This is a genomic window from Methylobacterium sp. AC690 (assembly GCF_979256535.1).
Genome location: NZ_CEEDOX010000002.1, coordinates 348,112 through 366,094, shown reverse-complemented (window position 1 = coordinate 366,094; position 17,983 = coordinate 348,112). Strand labels below are relative to the sequence as shown.

The window sequence follows — 17,983 nt, the reverse complement described above, 5'->3', positions numbered from 1 at the left end:
GAGCAGCTGCTGGGCCAGGGCGACATGCTGTTCATGGCCGGCGGCGGGCGCACGACGCGCGTGCACGGGCCGTTCTGTTCCGACTCTGAGGTCGAGAGCGTGGTCGCCCACCTCAAGCGCCAGGGCCGGCCGTCCTACCTCGAGGCCGTCACGGCGGAGGAGGACGGTGCGGCGGGCGGAAAGGGCGGCGCCGACGAGATCGAGCTGGACGGCGCGGTCTTCGACCAGGGCAGCTTCGGCGAGTCCGGCGGCGACCTCTACGACCAGGCGGTCCAGGTGGTGCTGCGGGACAAGAAGGCCTCGACCTCCTACATCCAGCGCCGCCTGCAGATCGGCTACAACCGCGCCGCCTCCCTGATGGAGAAGATGGAGATCGAGGGCATCGTCGGCCCGGCCAACCATGCGGGGAAGCGCGAGATCCTGGTCGAGCCGGACGCGCATCACGGCTGAGCTGCGCCGCGGCGCCGGACGGCCGCCCTACGGAACGGTGCCGAACCGATAGGTCGTGGTCGCCCGGAACGGCGCGTCCGGACGCAGGACGGTGCTGGGAAAGGCCGGGTGGTTCGGCGCGTCCGGGAAGCCCTGGGCCTCGAAGCAGACGGCATCGCCGGCGCGGTAGAGCCCGCCGCCCGAGCCCGTCACCGTGCCATCGAGCATGTTCGCGGTGTAGAGTTGCAGCCCCGGCTGCGTCGTCGCCACGGTGAGGCTGCGCCCGCTCGCCGGATCGACCGCCTGCGCCACCACGCGCAGGGTCCCGTCGCCGCCGAGCACGTAGGTGTGGTCGTAGCCGTGAGCGAGGGCGAGCTGCGGGTGCGCCGTCCGGATGCGCGCCCCGAGCGCCGTCGGCGTCCGGAAGTCGAAGGGCGTCCCGGCCACGGGCAGGATCCTGCCCGTGGGGATCTGCTCGGCATCCGTCTCCAGCACCGCATCCGCCGCGAGGGTGACCATGTGCCCGAGGGCGCTGCCCGCGTCCTCTCCGGCGAGGTTGAAATAGCTGTGGTTGGTCAGGTTGACGATCGTCGGCCGGTCGGTGACCGCCGCATACGCGATGGCCAGGGTGCCGTCGTCCCCCAGGCGGTAGGTCACGGTGACGTCGAGGTTGCCCGGGAAGCCCTGTTCGCTGTCGGCGGACCGGTAGGCCAGGGTGAGGCTGGCCGCGTCGGCGGCCTCGACCCGCCAGACCCGCCGGTCGAAGCCCTCCGGCCCGCCATGCATGGTGTTGCGGCCCTGGTTGCGGGGCAGCTGATGGACCGCTCCGTCGAGGCTGAAGCGGCCCCCCGCGATCCGGTTGGCGTAGCGCCCGATCAGGGCCCCGAAATGCGCGTCGCTCGCGACGTAGCCTGCGAGGTCGGCGGCCCCGAGGACGACGTTGGCCACGCGGCCCCTGCGGTCCGGAACGTCGATCCGGCTGACGATCCCACCGTAATCGAGCACCTGCACCCGCAGGTCGCCCCGCGTAAGGGTATGGCGCGTCACGGCTGCGCCGTCCGCCGTGATTCCGAAAGGCTCTGTGCGCATCGACGTCCGAGTCCCGCTTCGGCCGGCTCAACGCGCGGCCGGCGGATCGGTCCCGTCAGGCCGGTACGACGGCGTCCTCGGCGTCGCCGGAGAGCTGCATCCGGTGCAGACGGGCATAGGCGTCGCCCGCCGTCACCAGCGCCTCGTGGCGTCCGGTCTCGATGATTCGCCCGGCCTCCATCACGACGATGCAGTCGGCATCGCGCACGGTGGAGAGGCGGTGCGCGATGACCAGGGTGGTGCGGCCCCGCATCAGGCGCAGGAGCGCGTCCTGGACCAGGCGCTCCGACTCGGAATCGAGGGCGCTCGTCGCCTCGTCGAGGAGGAGGATCGGGGCGTCCTTGAGGAAGGCACGGGCCAGGGAGATGCGCTGGCGCTCGCCCCCCGAGAGGCGGCCGCCCGAGGGCCCAACCGGGAAGTCGTAGCCCTCCGGCAGGCGACTGATGAAGCCGTGGGCCGCCGCCGCCTCGGCCGCCGCCTCGATCTCGGCACGGGTCGCTCCCGGCCGGCCGAAGCCGATATTGGCCGCGATGGTGTCGTCGAACAGGACCACGTCCTGCGAGACCACGGCCACCGCCGCGCGCAGGGAGGCGAGGGAGACGCTGCGGATGTCCTGCCCGTCGATGCGCACCGCGCCCTCGGTCACGTCGTAGAGGCGCGGCACGAGGTTGAGGAGGGAGGACTTGCCCGAACCCGAACGCCCGACCAGGGCCACCGTCGCCCCGGCCGGTACGGTGAGGTCGATGCCCTCCAGGGCCGGCGCGTCGGCGCGGTAGCGGAACTGCACGCCGGTGAAGCGGATCTCGCCCCCCGCCACCTGCAGCGGGGGCGCGCCCGGCACGTCGCGGATCTGCGGCGCCTCGTCCATGAGGGCGAAGTAGCGCTGCAGGGCGGCGCCGGCTTCCTGAAGGATCGCGTTGAGGGTGCCCAGGGTGCGGATCGGCTGCGAGGCCAGGAGCAGCGCGGTGACGTAGCCGGTGAAGTCGCCCACCGTGCGGTCGCCCGAGGTCACGCGCTGGCCGACCAGGGCCAGCACTGCAGCCACCGCGAAGCCGCCGCCGATCTCGAGGAGCGGATCGAGGCGCCCGCGGGCGTTGGCGGCCTTTATCTTGAGGCGGCGCACCTCGTCGAAGGCCCCCCGCGCCCGGCCCTTGAGGTAGCCCTCCAAGGCGTAGGTCTTGGCGATGCGGGCTCCCTGCAGGCTCTCGGTGATCAGGCTGGCGGTGAGGCCCATCCGCTCCTGCGTCGCGGTCGAGACCCGGCGCAGCTTCTTGCCGACCCGACCGATCGGGCCGGCGACGAACGGCACCACCACGCCCGCCACCAGGGTGAGGATCGGATCCATCCAGACCAGGGCCGCCACCAGGGCGATCAGCATGGCGATGTCGCGCAGGAGCACCGTCGAGATGCGGGTCAGGGCCTCCTTGATGAAGGCGAAATCCGTGGTGAAGCGCTGGGTGAAGGCCGCCGGGCTCTCGCGCCCGAGCTGGGCGAGATCGGAGTCGATGAGGTGTCCGTAGAGGGCGGCCTGCATGTCGGCCTCGACCCGGGTGACGACCCGGTTGGTCAGGACGTTCTGGCCGAACAGCGCGAAGCCGCGGATCGACGTGATCGCGATGACGATCACCGGGCCGTAGGCGAGGGCGCCCATATCCTTGCGGTCGAAGGCGTCGAAGGCGAGCTTGATCAGGGTCGGGTACAGGCCCGTCGCCGCTCCCACGATGGCGATGAGCACCAGAACCAGCGCGAGGGTCGCCCGGTGCGGACGCAGCCATTCCCGCCAGACCCGGCCGAGGAGGGGAAGGATGTCGCTCTTGGGAAGCGCCCGTCGCGCCATCTGGTCCGCTCTTTCCGTGTCATGCCCGCCCGTCGGCGCAGGGGCCGCGACTGCGGGGGTGTTTGCGTCCGCCCGCCGGCGAGATCAAGCGAAAGCCACGGGGGAACGCTCCACGGCCCGGCTAGGAAATGTGATAATGTTACAGTAGAGTGGGGGAGCTTACCGAAAGGATCGTCTCCGATGCCGCTCCGGCTCCCGTTCCCGCGCCCGCGTTTCGGCCTGCCTGCCGCCCTCGTGCTCCTGCTCGGCCTGGTCGGTCCGGTCTCGGCGGCGGAGACGAAGCTGCGCGCCGTCGCGACCTTCTCGATCCTGGCCGACCTGGTGGCCCAGGTCGGCGGGGACCATGTCGCCGTGACCTCCCTGGTGCAGCCCAACGCGGATGCCCACGGCTATGCACCGGCGCCGAGCGACGCCCGGACCCTGGCGGATGCCAGGCTCGTCGTGGTCAACGGCCTGGGGCTCGAGGGATGGATCGACCGGCTGATCAAGGCCTCCGGCACCAAGGCGCCGGTGATCGTCGCCTCCGCCGGGGTCAAGCCGATCGAGGCCGAGGATGACGGCCACGGGCATGACGGGCCTGGTCACGCGCACGGCCACCACGACGATCCCCATGCCTGGCAGAGCATCGCCAACGCGCGGATCTACGTCGGCAACATCCGGGATGCCCTGGTGCGGATCGACCCGGACCATGCCGCGGCCTATGCCGACAACGCGAAGGCCTATGTCGCCTCCCTCGACGCCCTTGAGGGCGAGGTCCGGACGGGGATCGCCGCGATCCCGAAGGCCCAGCGCCGGATCATCACCACGCACGACGCGTTCGGGTACTTCACCGCCGCCTACGGCCTCACCTTCATCGCCCCCCAGGGCGTGTCCACCGACAGCGAGGCGAGCCCGCGCGACGTCGCCCGGATCATCCGCCAGATTCGCCAGGAGAAGATCCCGGCCGTCTTCCTGGAGAACATCAGCGATCCGCGCCTGATGCAGCAGATCGCCCGCGAGAGCGGCGCCGTGATCGGCGGCAAGGTCTTCTCCGACGCCCTGTCGGGGCCGGACGGGCCGGCGCCGACCTACGTGGCGATGATGCGCCACAACCTCGCGGCCTTCACCGCGGCCCTGGGCCAGCGCTGAACCCAGGCCCGGTTTCGCTCAAGCGTCGCGCGGGCTCGGCGGATACGGGTCTCCGTCCGATCGACCGAGGGCCGGATCAGCCCCCGGTCATCGGCGGGAAGAACGCGATCTCCGAGGCGCCGGCGATCGGTGCGTCCGGCTTGGCATGGACCCGGTCGATCGCCGCGCGGACGATGCCGGTGGTCTCGAAGGCGTAGGCGTATTCCTCGCCCCGGCCGCGCAGCCAGTCGACGAGATCCGCGACCGTGACGATCCCGGCGGGGAGGTCGACGGTCTCCTCGGCCTTGCCAACGCGCTCGCGCACCCAGGCGAAATAGACGAGCTTCATCGCGTGGTGTCCCTCAGCGCGGGTCGTCGATGACGTGCTTGATGCCGGCGCGCAGGTAGTCCCAGCCGGTATAGAGCGTCAGCGCGGCGGCGATCCAAAGGAGGACGGTTCCGGTCTGGATCGTGCCCGGCAGGATCGTTTCCCCGGCCGGACCGGCGACCAGGAAGCCGATCGCGATCAGCTGCACGGTGGTCTTCCACTTGGCGACCTTGCTCACCGGAACGCCGACCTTCAGCTCGGCGAGATACTCGCGCAGGCCCGAGACCAGGATCTCCCGGCACAGGATCACGATGGCCGCCCAGAGGGTCCAGCCCACGATGGTGTTGTCCGCGGCCAGCATGAGCAGGCAGGCGGCCACCAGCAGCTTGTCGGCGATGGGATCGAGCATCCGCCCGAGGGCCGAGCTCTGGTCGTAGGTCCGCGCCACGTAGCCGTCGAGGTAGTCGGTGATCGCCGCCAGGATGTAGACCGCCAGGGCGCCGAAGCGCGCGCTGGGCTCGGTGGGCCAGTACAGCAGCGCGACCACGACCGGCACCGCCACGAGCCGCCCGTAGGTCAGGCAGTTCGCGAGCGTCCAGGCTGGCGACCGGCGGCGGGTGAGGACGGGATTCATCGCAGGCGTGAAACCATGTGCGGCGGTGGGGGTCAACCGCTCGGACCCGCCGATCTCGTCACGCATGGGTGTGAAAGAAGTCGTAGACGGCGCGCGCCGTGGCGGCGTTGACCCCCGGGGTCTTCGCCAGATCCTCGAACGCCGCGCGCTGGATCGCCTTCACGGTGCCGAAGTGGTGCAGTAGCGCGCGCTTGCGGCTGGGGCCAATTCCCGCGATCTCGTCGAGGGGGTTCCGCACCATCTCGCGCTTGCGCTTGGCCCGGTGGCTGCCGATGGCGAAGCGGTGCGCCTCGTCGCGCAGGCGCTGCACGAAGTACAGGGTCGGATCGCGCGGCGGCAGCTTGAAGGGGGGGCGCCCGGGCACGAAGAACGTCTCGCGCCCGGCGTCGCGGTCGCGGCCCTTGGCGATGCCCACCAGGGCGACGTCGGTGACGCCGATCTCCTCCAGGGCGGTCCGGGCAGCGTCCAGCTGCCCCTTGCCGCCGTCGATCAGCACGAGGTCGGGCCAAGCCGGCAGGGTGTCGCTCTCCGGCGGCGCCTCGGGCACCGGCGCCTCGGCCCCGCCCTCGCTCGCCGCGATCGCGGCCTCCCGGGCGGTGCGCGGATTCTCCTTGACGAGGCGCTTGAAGCGGCGCTGCAGCACCTCGCGCATCATCCCGTAATCGTCGCCCGGGGTCAGCTCCTCCGACTTGATGTTGAAGGTGCGGTAATGCTGCTTGGCGAAGCCCGTCGGCCCGGCGACGATCATGCCGCCGACGGCGTTCGTGCCCATGATGTGCGAGTTGTCGTAGACCTCGATTCGCCGGGGCGTGCCGGAGAGCCCGAAGGACTGGCCGAGGGCGACCAGGAGCTTCCCCTGCGAGGCGGTATCGGCGAGGCGCCGGCCCAGCGCCTCCTTGGCGTTGCGCTGGGCGTACTCGACGAGGTTCTTGCGCTCGCCGCGCTGGGGCTGGTGGATCTCGACCCGGTACTCCGTGCGGCTCGACAGGGCGGCGGCCAGGAGTTCCGCATCCTCGATGGCGTGCGAGACCAGGACGCTGCGCGGCGCCGGCTTGTCGTCGTAGAACTGCCCGATGAACGAGGCCAGGACCTCGTCCGGCGTCATGGTGCGGTCGGCCTTGGGAAAGTAGGCGCGGTTGCCCCAGTTCTGGAAGTTGCGGAAGAAGAACACCTCGATGCAGAACTGGCCCGCCTGCTCGTCGAGGGCGAAGACGTCGGCTTCCTCGACGCCCTGGGTGTTCACGCCCTGCGTCCCCTGGATCGCCGACAGGGCGGCGATGCGGTCGCGGAACCGGGCCGCGCGCTCGAACTCCATCTTCTCGGAGGCGTCCTGCATCTCCTCGCGCATGCGGTCCTTCACGGCGTTCGACTTGCCCGCGAGGAAGCTCTTCGCGTTGTCGGCGAGCGCGCGATAATCGGCGAGGTCGATCTCGCCCGTGCAGGGGCCGGAGCAGCGCTTGATCTGGTAGAGCAGGCAGGGCCGGGTGCGGTTCTCGTAGTAGCTGTCCGTGCAGGTGCGCAGGAGGAAGGCCCGCTGGAGGGCGTTCACCGTGCGGTTCACCGCCCAGACGCTGGCGAAGGGGCCGTAATAGCTGCCCTTCCGGCGCCGGGCGCCGCGGTGCTTGATGATCTGCGGCGCTTCCGAATCCGCCGTGACGAGGATGTAGGGAAACGACTTGTCGTCCCGCATCAGCACGTTGAAGCGCGGCTTCAGCTGCTTGATCAGGTTGGCCTCGAGGAGCAGCGCCTCGGTCTCGGTGGCGGTGGTGACGAACTCCATCGCCGCCGTCTGCGAGATCATGCGGGCGATGCGGTTGGAATGGGCCTGGCCCCGCGCGTAGGAGCCGACCCGCGCCTTCAGGTTCTTGGCCTTGCCGACGTAGAGCACGTCGCCCTTGTCGTCGAACATCCGGTAGACGCCGGGCGAGGTCGGCAGGGTCGTCCAGAACCGCCGGATCACCTCGGTGCCGGCCTTGACCGCGCCCTCCTCGAAATCGAAGTCGATCTCGGGGGCGTCGTCGGCCTGGGCGAGGTCGAGCGCCTCCTCGGCGTCGTCCTCCCGGCCGCCGTCCTGCGGGAACCCGTCCTGCGAGAACCCATCCTGCAAGAAGCCGTCCTGCAGGCCGTCCTGGTCGTCGAAGCCGTCAGGCGGCAGATCTTTCGAGGCGTGGTCTTTCGCGGGCGCGCGGCTCATGCCGCTGACTTAAGCCTCGGGGGGAGGCGAGGGAAGGGGCGATCCAGGCGGCGCGCGGGGCGACGAGGCCCCGTCGCCTCAGTCGAAGAGCGCGTCGATGTCGCCCTGGTCGACGTGGCCGATATCGTCCTCGAGCTTCGGCCCGTTGAGGAGCGAGCTCTCGTCGTCGATGTCGATCTTGGCGGGATGGGCGCCCAGCAGCTCGCTGAAGCTGTCGAGGCCGCCCCAGGCCTCGATCATCCGGTCGAGATGCTCCTCGATGAACTTCAGCACGCCGACGATTTTGTTGATGCGCTGGCCGGTGAGGTCCTGGAAGTTGCAGGCCTCGAAGGCGACCACGACGCGGTCCAGGATCGCGTCGATGTTCTCGCGTCCCGCCATGGTGGTGGTCATGGCGCGCAGCATGCTGGCGTTGGTCTCGATTTCCTCGATCGCGCCCAGGATCGTGCTGGTGGCGCGCTCGGTGGAGTCGACGACGGCGTCGAGCTCGCCCGCCACGCGGCGCATGCCCTTGCCGGTATTCTCCGAGCGGTAGAGCGTCGCGATCTCCTGCTTGGTGCGGGTGATCGCATCCTTCATGATGTCGAGTTCGGACCGCATGGCGAAGGCTTCGTTGAGCTCGCGCCGGCAGGCGTCGATCGTCTCGACGGTGCTCGTCTGCGTGACCTTCCGAAGATCCTGGATCGCCGAGAGGATCTCCTCGAGGCGCTTGTTGTTCAGGGTTACCGCCTCCGACGAGACGGCGGCTTCGGTGGCCACCGCGGGACCTGCGAGCCCGAGGCTTTCCTCGATGCGGTAACGTTTGAGAGTCATCGGTCGCGATCAGCCGGAAAGAGTGAAGCCCGCTGACGATGCCGCCAACTCATTGCGATTTCTTGAACGTCGCAACGGGCCAGCAACCTTTACCGGGCGTTCACGCTGAATCCGAGGAACTGTTCGAAGCCGCACCGGGCTGAACGATTCACCATGTTCCTTCACCGGGTCCTCGTTCGGGGCCCCGATCCTCCGGGCATGTCGGACCCGCGGACGGGTTCGACCGAGGCTTGGAGCGTTGACGAGCATGCGGTTCGATTGGTGCGTGGCCGTGGCCTGCCTGACGGTGGGACTGGCGGGGCAGGGGGCACAGGCGCAGTCGCAGGGATCGGCCCGGCCCGGCGCCTATGGCGGGGGCTTCATCGAGTACATGCTGGGAAGCGGGCCGGAAGCGCGCCCGGCCGCGCCGGCCCCGGTTCGCTACGTCTCGGGCAACCGCCTCGCCGATGCGCAGGCCCTCGACCCCGCGTCCCGCGCCTACGGTATCGCCCCGACGCCGCGCATGCTCCACTCCGGTGACCGGGTTCCCGAGGAGCGCTTCGAACCCTCGTTCGCGCCGCCGATCGCCGCGGCGCCCGTCCGGACGCCGATCCGCCTCGCCGCCCTGCCGTCGGCCCAGGCCGTGGAGCCGGCGGTCGAGACCATCGCCCGCGCGCCCGATCCCCGCTACGCCCGCCAGGTCGTCGCCTTCGATGGACCGCAGCGCGCGGGGACGATCGTCGTCGATACGCCCGGCAAATTCCTCTATCTGGTCCAGCCCGGGCACCAGGCGATCCGCTACGGCATAGGCGTCGGCCGGCCGGGCTTCGCCTGGTCGGGCCTGAAGACGATCAGCCAGAAGCGGGAATGGCCGGATTGGACGCCGCCCGACGAAATGATCCGGCGCCGTCCGGACCTGCCGCGCCACATGGCCGGCGGTCCCGGCAACCCGCTCGGCGCGCGGGCGCTCTATCTCGGCTCATCGCTCTACCGCATCCACGGCACCAACGAGCCGCACACGATCGGGCAGAACGTCTCGTCCGGATGCATCCGGATGATGAACGAGGATGTCATCGATCTCTACGAACGCACGCCCGTCGGCACGCGGGTCGAGGTCCTGTGACGGCTCAGGCCTCACGACCCGGTCCCTGAAACGAGAAGCGCCGGCGTCCCATCGAGGCGCCGGCGCTTCGTCTTCGTGGGATCAGACCCAGTCGTCGTCCCCGCCGCCGCCGAGGTCGCCCCCGAAGTCGCCGCCGGAATCATCCGTGAAGGACGCGTCCTGGAGGTCGTTGCCGCCGCCGAGGGCCGAGCCGAGATCCTCGTTGCCGCTGCCGCCGAAGAAGTTGTTCTCGGTGATGTTCGGGGCGCCGCCGAGACCGGCCGCTGCTGCGCTGCCGAGCTGGGAATGGCCCCCCGCGAAGGCGTTGGAGAGGGCGCTGCCGAGCAGCATGCCGCCGGCGGCACCCGCCGCCATGGGCAGTGCCGTCGCCATGAAGCCGCCGCCGCGGGCCGGTGCCGCCTGCTGGCCACCCCACGGGCCGCCCTGCTGCGGGCCGCCATAGCCCGGCTGCTGTCCGTAGCCCGGCTGCGGCTGGCCATAGCCCGGCTGCTGCGGCTGGCCGTAGCCCGGCTGGCCGCCCTGATTGCCCCAGGCGCCGCCCTGACGCGGTGGCTCGGGCTGGCGGGCGGACGAACCGCCGCCGAAGATGCTGGACAGGAAGCCGCCGCCGCCGCCCTGCGGCTGCTGCTGACCCGCACGGCGCAGCTGCTCCAGCTGCTCGTTCAGGCTCTTGATCGCCTCTTCCTGCACGTAGATCAGCTGCGCCATGGCGTAGGGCGCGTAGGGCTGTGCCCGGATCTTGTCGGCAATGAAGCGCTCGGCTTCCGCGTCACGGGGCTGGCTCGAAGCCTGCTCCAGGCGCTGGAAAATGCCGCCGATGACGTCGCGTTCTTCGCTGTTCATGGAGTTGTCCTCCTGGGGCAAGCCGGCGGGTGACCACCCGCACGGGCGGGTCACAGATGGGGGGTGCCGCCGGCCTTTGTCAGGGGTTCAACGCAAACTTTGCCGTCCCGGATGCATGGGCCGATTTCGAATCTGCCCAGAACGCGGAAAAGCCCGGCCTTGCGGCCGGGCTTTCCTGAAGATGCGCGCCCCGCGAAGGGCGCGATCGGGTCGGATCCTAGTAGGAGCCGAACTTGTAGTTCAGGCCGGCGCGGACGACGGCGAACTCGGTGTCGCGCACCTGGCGGCCGCCGCTGGCGAGCACCACGCCCGGGCTGGTCAGGCTGACTTCCTGGCCGGCGTTGTTGACGGCGAAGACGCCGTTGTTGCGGTTGCCGCGGTCGAGGTTCACGTACAGGCCTTCGACCTTCAGCGTCACGGCCGAGGAGCGGAAGAAGTTCAGGAACGAGTCGGTGGGGAGCGCGTACTCGATACCGCCGCCGGCAGCCCAGCCGGTCTGGAAGTCGTCGCGGCTGGAGTTGGTCAGACCGAAGTCGCGACCGCCGCCCGAACCGTAGGCGAAGCCGCCGGTGCCGTACACGAGGGTGCGGTCGAAGGCGTAGCCGAGGCGACCGCGGACGGTGCCGAAGTAGTCGAGGCCCGAGACGCCGGCCGGGTTGAAGACCTGCTGGGCGGCCAGCGGGCCGGTGGCCGAGAAGCGGTTCCGCTCACGACCGAAGTCGACGTACTGGGCGTCGGCTTCGATACCGACGACCACGCCCGAGCCCGGGGTGAACTGGTAGTTGTAGCCGACCTGGCCACCGCCGACGAAGCCGTCGTTGCTCTGGCCGTTGCTGAAGGCGATGGCGGCCGTGGTGCCCGGCAGGACCAGAGTGCTGGCGCCGTTGACGCCGATGACGGTCGGCTGGCTGTTGCTGGAAGCGTCGAAGCCGTAACCGGCGTTGAAACCGGCGTAGAAGCCGGTCCAGGTGAACACCGGCACCGGCACGAACACCGGCGGGGGAGCCTGACGACGCGGAAGGTCGGCGGCGAAGGCGGAGCCGGCGATCGCGATGCCGGCGAGCGCGGTGGCGCTGCGAAGGAAGGATTTCATGATCTGGTCCTCTAACCGTTACGCACCGGCGCCACTTTTACGGGTGGCGTCCGCTGCAGTTCCCCGTCTTTAAGCCAGCAGCGTGCGAGAAGCTGTTGCGTTACGATCACGCCAGCCGCAGCGAACGCGGCCCCTTTGTGGCGATACTCGTCTTATTCTCACCCACTCCGTGAACACCGAACGCGCACCAATGGCCAAGGTTCGCGCACGGCCACGCTTTTTCCGTCATCGGCCTTTGACAAAGTGTCGCAGGGTCTGGACGGCTTACGCCGAGAGGGCGATCGCGGAGATCAGGCGGCCATAGTCCGCCTCCCCGAGATGGGTCGTCCGGCGGAAGCTGTAGAACCGGTCGGGATCCGCGTAGGTGCAGCACCCGAGATCGTCCGCCTGGGCGATCCCGGCCTGTGCGAGGCGCGCCAGGATGAACCCCGGGAGGTCGAACTGGGCATGGTCCGCACGCGCGCCGGGACCGAGGAACCGTTCGAAGGCGGGGGCGTCCGCCCGGAACTGGGCGATGAAGTCGGGTCCGACCTCGTAGGAGGCCTGCGCGATCGTCGGGCCCAGCACGGCGACGATGCGACTTCGCGCTGCGCCGAGCCCTTCCATCGCCGCGATGGTGCGCTCGATCACGCCGCCGAGGGCGCCCTTCCAGCCCGCATGCGCGGCGCCCACCACGCGGTTCTCTGGGTCGGCGAACAGGATCGGGCCGCAATCGGCCGTGGCGATGCCGAGGGCGAGGCCGGGCACCCGCGTCACCATCCCGTCGGCCCTGGGGCGATCGGCGAGGGCGATCGGACCCTCGACCACCACCACGTCGGGCGAGTGAACCTGATACAGGCTGACGAGGGCGTCCTCCGCGACATCGAGGTGGCGGCTCATGCGGCGGCGGTTCTCGCCCACGTGGTCGGGCGCATCGCGCGAGCCGAGGCCGCCATTGAGCGCGGCGTAGAGTCCCTCCGAGACGCCGCCGCGCCGGGTGAAGAAGGCGTGCCGAATGCCCGGGAGGCCGGCGAGATGCGGGGCCTCGAGGGCTTCGGGATATTCGCGCGTCATAGGCACTTCGACCCTTGCGGAGGATTGCGTTGCTGGGGGAGGACTGGGCGGGCGCGGCTCTCGCGACCGTGAGGCCTGCGCGCGGGTGTAAGTGACCCTGACGACACCCTGACGTCGCGGCTCTTTACGGTTCGTTAAGCATGTTTTGATCGGATGCGCTTCAAGAGTCGAGGATCAGCCGATGTCGGAAGCAGCCCGTCACCCCGCCCCGTACGAAACGGCGACCCGGCCTCAGCCCGGTCCGCTGCGCGATTGGCTGGCAGCCATGAAGGCCGCGACCCAACCGGCGGGCGCCGAGGCGCAGCCGGCGGTCGTTCCGGCCCCGCTGGCGGAGGAGCCCCGGGTTGCCGAGCAGAACAAGGCCTGGACCCCGCGGGTCGTGACGCCGGCCGCCGCTCCGGCGGATGCCGTGGAGGGCGACCTCTCGGACCTGATGGCCGAGAACATCATGCTGAAGGCCAAGCTGAAGGTCGAGAACGACCGCTACGACGCGCTCCAGGGCGTCATCGCCCGTGAACTGCGCAACCTGCGCGCCCATGTCGAGGCCGAGATGCAGGAATTCGAGGAGGCGCGCCGCGAGCGCGACCGGCTCAGCGCGACGCAGGGCGAACTGGAGAGCGAGCTCCGCGACCTCCGGGCCAAGGGCGCGGCCGATGCGGCGCAGCTCTCCGAGATGCGCGGCGAGCGCGATCTCTGGGCCGCCCGGGCCGAGGCTCTGGCGCAGCCCATCTTCCAGAAGCGCAGCGGCCTCTGAGGCCCGCGCTCCCGACACCACCACCCTGAAATATCGAAGGGCCGCCCCGTGAGGGGCGGCCCTTCCATTGCCGAACCACTCGTGTCCGGCCGGAACTGTCGTATTCGCGTCGAGCGCTAGAAGGCTGCGCCGGAGGCGAAGGTCCAGGTCCGGGAGGCCGGGGTGAGCGGCTGATGACAATGAGACACTGGATCACCTCCTTTCGTTCGTTGCGGGTGAGCCGAAGTTAGTCAGCCCCTTCCGGTTTGAAAAGGCCTGTGCCCGCGCCCATCCGCCGCTCCCCTCTGGGCGGGTCCACGGTGCCGCGGGGGGGCGGCTGGCCTCGGCCCCGCCGGAGGTCTAAAGGTTCCGGCCTTCCCCTCGCGCGGCGCGGCACCGACCTCGCGTCCGCGCCCACCGGCCACGGACCCGCTTCCCTCCATGTCCACAGCCCTGCGGATGCCGGCGCCCGACGAGGCGGCGCTCGACCCGGACGCCATGCGCCAGCCGCTGCCCGACGCCTGGTACTGCGTCGGCCGGTCCGAGTCCCTGAAGGCGGGGGCCCTGCGCGCCGTCGAGCTCAACGGTGAGCAGATCGTCCTGGGTCGCGAGGCCTCCGGCGCTCCCTTTGCCCTGCGCGACCGCTGTCCCCACCGGGGCATGGCCCTGTCGAAGGGCCGTTTCGACGGCGACGCGTTGACCTGCCCGTTCCACGGCTGGCGCTTCGGCACCGACGGCCGATGCCGCGACGTGCCGACCCTGTCGGCCTCGGACACGGCCGATTTCACGCGGATCGCGGTGCAGCGCTTTCCCATCCGCGAGAGCGCCGGCTTCGCCTGGGTCAATCCGTATCTCGGGCCGGAGACCGGCTCGCCCCCGGCGGCGCTGCCGGAGCTCGGCTTCACGGCGGCCGGGTCCCTGGTGGTGGAACTCGTGGTCGAGGCCTCCTTCGACCTGACGACGCTCAGCCTCGTGGATCCCGGACACGTCGCCTTCGTGCACGATTCCTGGTGGTTCCGGCCCTCGAAGGAGCTGCGCGAGAAGGTGAAGACCTTCACGCCGACCCCGCACGGCTTCACCATGACGAGCCACGCCACGACGACGAGCTCGCCGGTCTACCGGCTGCTCGGCGGCGTGCCCGCGGTGGAGATCGAGTTCCGCCTGCCGGGCGTCCGCTTGGAGCGGATCGAGGCCGGGACGAAGCGGGTGGCGAACTACACCTTCGCGACGCCCCTGACCCAGAACCGGACCATGCTGACGAACGCCCTGTACTGGAACATGCCGGCGCTGAATCTCCTCAAGCCGGTGGCGCGGCCGCTGATGCGCCAGTTCCTGACCCAGGACCAGCAGGTGCTCCAGCACGCCCAGGCCGGCCTCGACCGCAAGCCCACCATGGTGCTGTTCGGCCAGGGCGACCTGCCGTCCCAATGGTATTTCCGCCTCAAGCGCGAGGCCCTGCAGGCGGCCCGGGAGGGACGGCCCTTCGCCAACCCCCTGGCCACGCAGGAGCTGCGCTGGCGCTCCTGACCGGCCCGGGTCCGCGCATCGACCGGCGAGGCGTCTTCCAGGCGTGATGCGACTTCCAGGCGTGATGCGTCTTCCGAGTGCGATGCGTCTTGCGGATACGATGCGTCTTGCGGACGCGATGCGGGGCCGCGGCGCTTGATCGGCGCGCCGCAGCCGCCATCTCGGATCCATGAAACGGCATAGTTTGATCAAGGCGTTGAGCGCCGCCACGGTGATGACGCTCGGCGGGGTCGGCTATGCCGCCCACAAGCGCGGGCGCAATCCCTACTATCGCGGGCCGCGCAGCGACCATTTCGACGGCGTCCGCTTCCACAGCCCGGACCAGCCGGCGGACAAGACCCTCGGCGACATCGCCCGCTGGCGCTCCCGGCGCGGGGTCGACAGTCCTCTCCGCCAGGCCTGGCCGGCCTTCCACCCGAGTCCCTACGCGCCCGACGTGCCGCCCGAGCGGGTCTCGGGCCTGCGCGTCACGCTGATCGGGCATGCGAGCTACCTGTTCCAGGTCGCCGGCCGCAACATCCTGGTCGATCCCGTCTATGCCCGCCGGGCGAGCCCGGTGAAGTTCGCCGGCCCCAAGCGGGTGAACCCCCCGGGGATCGCCTTCGCCGACCTGCCCCCGATCGACGCGGTGCTGATCACCCACAACCACTACGACCACCTCGACGGGGCGACGGTCGCGCGGATCTGGCAGGCGCACCAGCCGCTGATCCTGGCGCCCCTCGGCAACGAGGCCGTGCTGCGCGCCTACGACGACACCATGCACGTGGAGACCCGCGACTGGGGCGAATCCGTGGATCTCGGCGGTGGCCTCACCGTCCACGTCACGCCCGCCCACCACTGGTCGGCCCGGGGTCTGAACGACCGGCGCATGGCCCTGTGGTGCTCCTTCGTCCTGACCACGCCGGTGGGGGTGCACTACCATTCGGGCGATACCGGGCTCCGCGACGGCGCGACCTTCCGGGATGCCCGCGCCCGCTTCGGGCCGCCGCGCCTCGCCACCCTGCCGATCGGCGCCTACGAGCCGCGCTGGTTCATGAAGGACCAGCACATGAACCCGGCCGAGGCCGTGGAAGCCGGGCTGCTGCTCGGGGCCGACCAGATGCTCGGCCACCATTGGGGGACCTTCCAGCTCACGGACGAAGGCATCGAGCAGCCGGTGGACGCCCTGGCGGAGGCGCGCGCCGCGCACGGTCTCGCGCCCGAGCGGTTCGTGGCGATGCGGCCGGGCCAGGTCTGGGAAGCGTGAGGCTTTCCGGATCGCCGGCCACGGCGCCGCGCAGATCAGGACAGAAGTCTCGATAAAGGATCAAAGTCGAACGCAGATGTTCGCCATCGAGGTTCGATCATCCGGTTTCAAATCGCGCCGAGTGATTCGTGCGTTAAGAGGTTGATAGCGTCTCTCAGCCAAGTCCTGGTCGTACTTTAAATACGATCGCCGATAGGTTGCATGATGATTCACCTCAAGACGCTCACCGCGAAGGTCATTCTGCTGGCTGCTGGCGCAATTTTGCTGGTGTCCGCTGCGTTGTTACTGGTGACCGGCTACGAGATCGGGTCACAGCTCGAGGCCAAGCAGCGCGCCGACGGTGAGCGCCACCTGCGCGCGCTGAGCCTCGTCGCGGGCGACCGGATTGCCGGGGCCGAGATCGCCTTCGACGGCGATCGGGTCCGCACGGCCCGCATGCCCGACCTCGGCGGCCTGTCCGACCAGGCAATCGTGGACCGCACCGTGGCGTATGTGGGCGGCAGCGCGACGGTGTTCGCCTACGATCCCGCCGGCGATCGCTTCGTGCGTCGCGTGACCACGATGAAGAACGAGCGCGGCGAGCGGGCGGTGGGCACCGCCCTGGCCGCCGACCATCCGGCCCTGGCCCTGATCCGCGTCGGCAAGGCCTATAGCGGGCCCGCGAACCTGTTCGGCCGCTCCTACCTCACGGTCTATCAGCCGACCCTGGACGCGGCCGGGCGCGTCAACGGCCTCCTGTATGTCGGCGTTCCCCTGGAGGCCTACGAGACGGTCTACGCCCAGACGATGGCGGCGATGCGCTGGACCATCCTGTCCGTCGCCGCCCTGGCCTGCCTCCTCGTCGGCCTCGTGGCCGTCCGCCTGTTCCGGCCGATCCGGGTCATCGCGGAGCGGACCTCCGGCCTGGTCGCAGGCGACTACGAGGGCGTCATTCCCTACCGGGACGCCGCCGACGAGGTCGGTGCCGTCGCCCGCGCCCTGGAGGCCCTGCGCGACACCAGCCTGCGGGCCCGCGCGCTGGAATCCGACCGGGCCGCCATGAGCCAGGTCGCCCAGGACCGCCGGGCGCTCCTGGATGCCGAGATCGCGCGCTTCCGCAGCCAGGTCTCCGAGGCCCTGAACGCCGTCGGTGCCCAGACCGGCGACCTGCGCAGCCGTTCGGCCGCGATGTCGAGCGCTTCGGCCGAGGCCTCCCGCGCGGTGGAGGGCGCTTCCGCCGGCTCGCGCGAGACCTCGTCGCACGTCCAGACGGTGGCCAGCGCCGCGGAGGAGCTCACCGCCTCGATCGTCGAGATCAGCGGCCGCCTCGATGCCGCCAAGGGCGCGGTCGACGCCGCCTTCGACGAGGCCTCCAGCACCAATCACCGCATGGGCGAGCTCGCCGGGACGGCCCAGCGCATCGGCGACGTGGTGGGGCTGATCCGCGCCATCGCCGACCAGACCAACCTGCTGGCGCTCAACGCCACCATCGAGGCGGCCCGGGCCGGAGAGGCGGGCCGCGGCTTCGCCGTCGTCGCCTCCGAGGTCAAGGCGCTGGCGAGCCAGACCGCCAAGGCCACCGACGAGATCGCCAGCCAGGTCGCTTCGGTCCAGACCTCGACGGGGCAGGCGGTGGATGCGATCGGCCGCATGACCGACCGGATGGGCACGATCAGCGCGATGACGAAGGATCTCGCCGCCGCGGTCGCGATGCAGGGCGAGGCCACCGGCGAGATCTCGCGCAATGCCGGGAACACGGCCACGACCTCGGTCGCCATCGCCCGCGACCTCGGCACGGTCACCGACGCCACCCGCCGGACGGCCGCCATGGCGGAGAGCGTCCAGGGCAGCGCCGCCTCCGTCGAGGACGTGGCGGCCGGCCTCGAGGCCGAGATCGGCCGCTTCCTCAGCGCCGTCGCCGCCTGAGCCGCGAGGTCACGCGGGGTGACGGACTCCCCCTCGCGGAAGTACGGCCC

Annotated in this window: 16 protein-coding genes; 7 read left to right on the top strand and 9 right to left on the bottom strand. The window is 70.4% G+C overall.

The features are described from left to right. A partial coding sequence (locus tag AC0IY1_RS04090; RefSeq protein ID WP_471767916.1) for a DNA translocase FtsK occupies window positions 1-450 on the top strand: 450 nt, incomplete at its 5' end. A 27-nt stretch (window positions 451-477) separates the two neighbouring features. On the opposite strand, the gene AC0IY1_RS04085 is transcribed toward AC0IY1_RS04090, so the two are convergent. Both AC0IY1_RS04085 and AC0IY1_RS04080 read right to left on the bottom strand, forming a co-directional pair. Further along, complete coding sequence (locus AC0IY1_RS04085) at window positions 478-1,518, bottom strand: aldose epimerase family protein (RefSeq protein WP_471767914.1); 1,041 nt, start codon at window positions 1,516-1,518, stop codon at window positions 478-480. Between the two features lie 55 nt (window positions 1,519-1,573). Beyond that, a complete protein-coding gene (locus tag AC0IY1_RS04080; protein ID WP_471767912.1) occupies window positions 1,574-3,355 on the bottom strand; it encodes an ABC transporter ATP-binding protein in 1,782 nt (593 codons plus the stop codon). A 180-nt stretch (window positions 3,356-3,535) separates the two neighbouring features. Between AC0IY1_RS04080 and AC0IY1_RS04075 the strand changes: the two genes are divergently transcribed. Beyond that, window positions 3,536-4,483, top strand: coding sequence for a metal ABC transporter substrate-binding protein (locus AC0IY1_RS04075; protein ID WP_055948327.1), 948 nt, complete (start codon window positions 3,536-3,538; stop codon window positions 4,481-4,483). 76 nt (window positions 4,484-4,559) lie between these two features. Here the strand turns inward: AC0IY1_RS04075 and moaD are convergent, their stop codons facing one another. The 4 genes from moaD to AC0IY1_RS04055 all read right to left on the bottom strand — a co-directional run bounded on the left by moaD (window position 4,560) and on the right by AC0IY1_RS04055 (window position 8,431). Continuing rightward, on the bottom strand, window positions 4,560-4,811 hold the full coding sequence (gene moaD / locus AC0IY1_RS04070) for a molybdopterin converting factor subunit 1 (protein WP_471767909.1): 252 nt from the start codon (window positions 4,809-4,811) through the stop codon (window positions 4,560-4,562). 13 nt (window positions 4,812-4,824) lie between these two features. Next, window positions 4,825-5,424: a CDP-diacylglycerol--glycerol-3-phosphate 3-phosphatidyltransferase gene (gene pgsA / locus AC0IY1_RS04065; protein WP_055948933.1), complete on the bottom strand. Its 600-nt coding sequence runs from the start codon at window positions 5,422-5,424 to the stop codon at window positions 4,825-4,827. 58 nt (window positions 5,425-5,482) lie between these two features. Then, entirely contained in the window at window positions 5,483-7,618 is a 2,136-nt protein-coding gene (gene uvrC, locus AC0IY1_RS04060) for an excinuclease ABC subunit UvrC (RefSeq protein WP_471767906.1), read from the bottom strand. A gap of 78 nt (window positions 7,619-7,696) precedes the next feature. Next, window positions 7,697-8,431 carry a chemotaxis protein gene (locus AC0IY1_RS04055; protein ID WP_055948335.1) on the bottom strand — a complete coding sequence of 245 codons (735 nt, stop codon included), beginning with the start codon at window positions 8,429-8,431 and terminating at the stop codon, window positions 7,697-7,699. 247 nt (window positions 8,432-8,678) lie between these two features. On the opposite strand from AC0IY1_RS04055, the gene AC0IY1_RS04050 reads away from it, so the two are divergent. After that, window positions 8,679-9,533, top strand: coding sequence for a L,D-transpeptidase (locus tag AC0IY1_RS04050; protein WP_471767903.1), 855 nt, complete (start codon window positions 8,679-8,681; stop codon window positions 9,531-9,533). Window positions 9,534-9,614: 81 nt separating this feature from the next. Here AC0IY1_RS04050 and AC0IY1_RS04045 read toward each other — a convergent pair whose 3' ends face one another. From AC0IY1_RS04045 to pgeF, 3 genes are all read right to left on the bottom strand, one after another. Continuing rightward, a complete protein-coding gene (locus tag AC0IY1_RS04045; RefSeq protein WP_471767902.1) occupies window positions 9,615-10,376 on the bottom strand; it encodes a DUF2076 domain-containing protein in 762 nt (253 codons plus the stop codon). 217 nt (window positions 10,377-10,593) lie between these two features. After that, window positions 10,594-11,469 (bottom strand): outer membrane protein, encoded by an 876-nt coding sequence (locus AC0IY1_RS04040; RefSeq protein ID WP_471767900.1) that lies wholly within the window; start codon window positions 11,467-11,469, stop codon window positions 10,594-10,596. Window positions 11,470-11,733: 264 nt separating this feature from the next. Next, window positions 11,734-12,522 carry a peptidoglycan editing factor PgeF gene (gene pgeF, locus AC0IY1_RS04035; RefSeq protein ID WP_471767898.1) on the bottom strand — a complete coding sequence of 263 codons (789 nt, stop codon included), beginning with the start codon at window positions 12,520-12,522 and terminating at the stop codon, window positions 11,734-11,736. A 181-nt stretch (window positions 12,523-12,703) separates the two neighbouring features. Between pgeF and AC0IY1_RS04030 the strand changes: the two genes are divergently transcribed. The 4 genes from AC0IY1_RS04030 (at window position 12,704) to AC0IY1_RS04015 (ending at window position 17,933) form a co-directional block, all read left to right on the top strand. Continuing rightward, window positions 12,704-13,276: a hypothetical protein gene (locus AC0IY1_RS04030; RefSeq protein ID WP_471767896.1), complete on the top strand. Its 573-nt coding sequence runs from the start codon at window positions 12,704-12,706 to the stop codon at window positions 13,274-13,276. A 420-nt stretch (window positions 13,277-13,696) separates the two neighbouring features. Then, on the top strand, window positions 13,697-14,782 hold the full coding sequence (locus tag AC0IY1_RS04025) for a Rieske 2Fe-2S domain-containing protein (protein WP_471767893.1): 1,086 nt from the start codon (window positions 13,697-13,699) through the stop codon (window positions 14,780-14,782). A 169-nt stretch (window positions 14,783-14,951) separates the two neighbouring features. After that, window positions 14,952-16,028, top strand: coding sequence for an MBL fold metallo-hydrolase (locus tag AC0IY1_RS04020; RefSeq protein WP_471767890.1), 1,077 nt, complete (start codon window positions 14,952-14,954; stop codon window positions 16,026-16,028). A 201-nt stretch (window positions 16,029-16,229) separates the two neighbouring features. Beyond that, window positions 16,230-17,933: a methyl-accepting chemotaxis protein gene (locus AC0IY1_RS04015; RefSeq protein WP_471767888.1), complete on the top strand. Its 1,704-nt coding sequence runs from the start codon at window positions 16,230-16,232 to the stop codon at window positions 17,931-17,933. Window positions 17,934-17,983 lie beyond the last annotated feature (50 nt).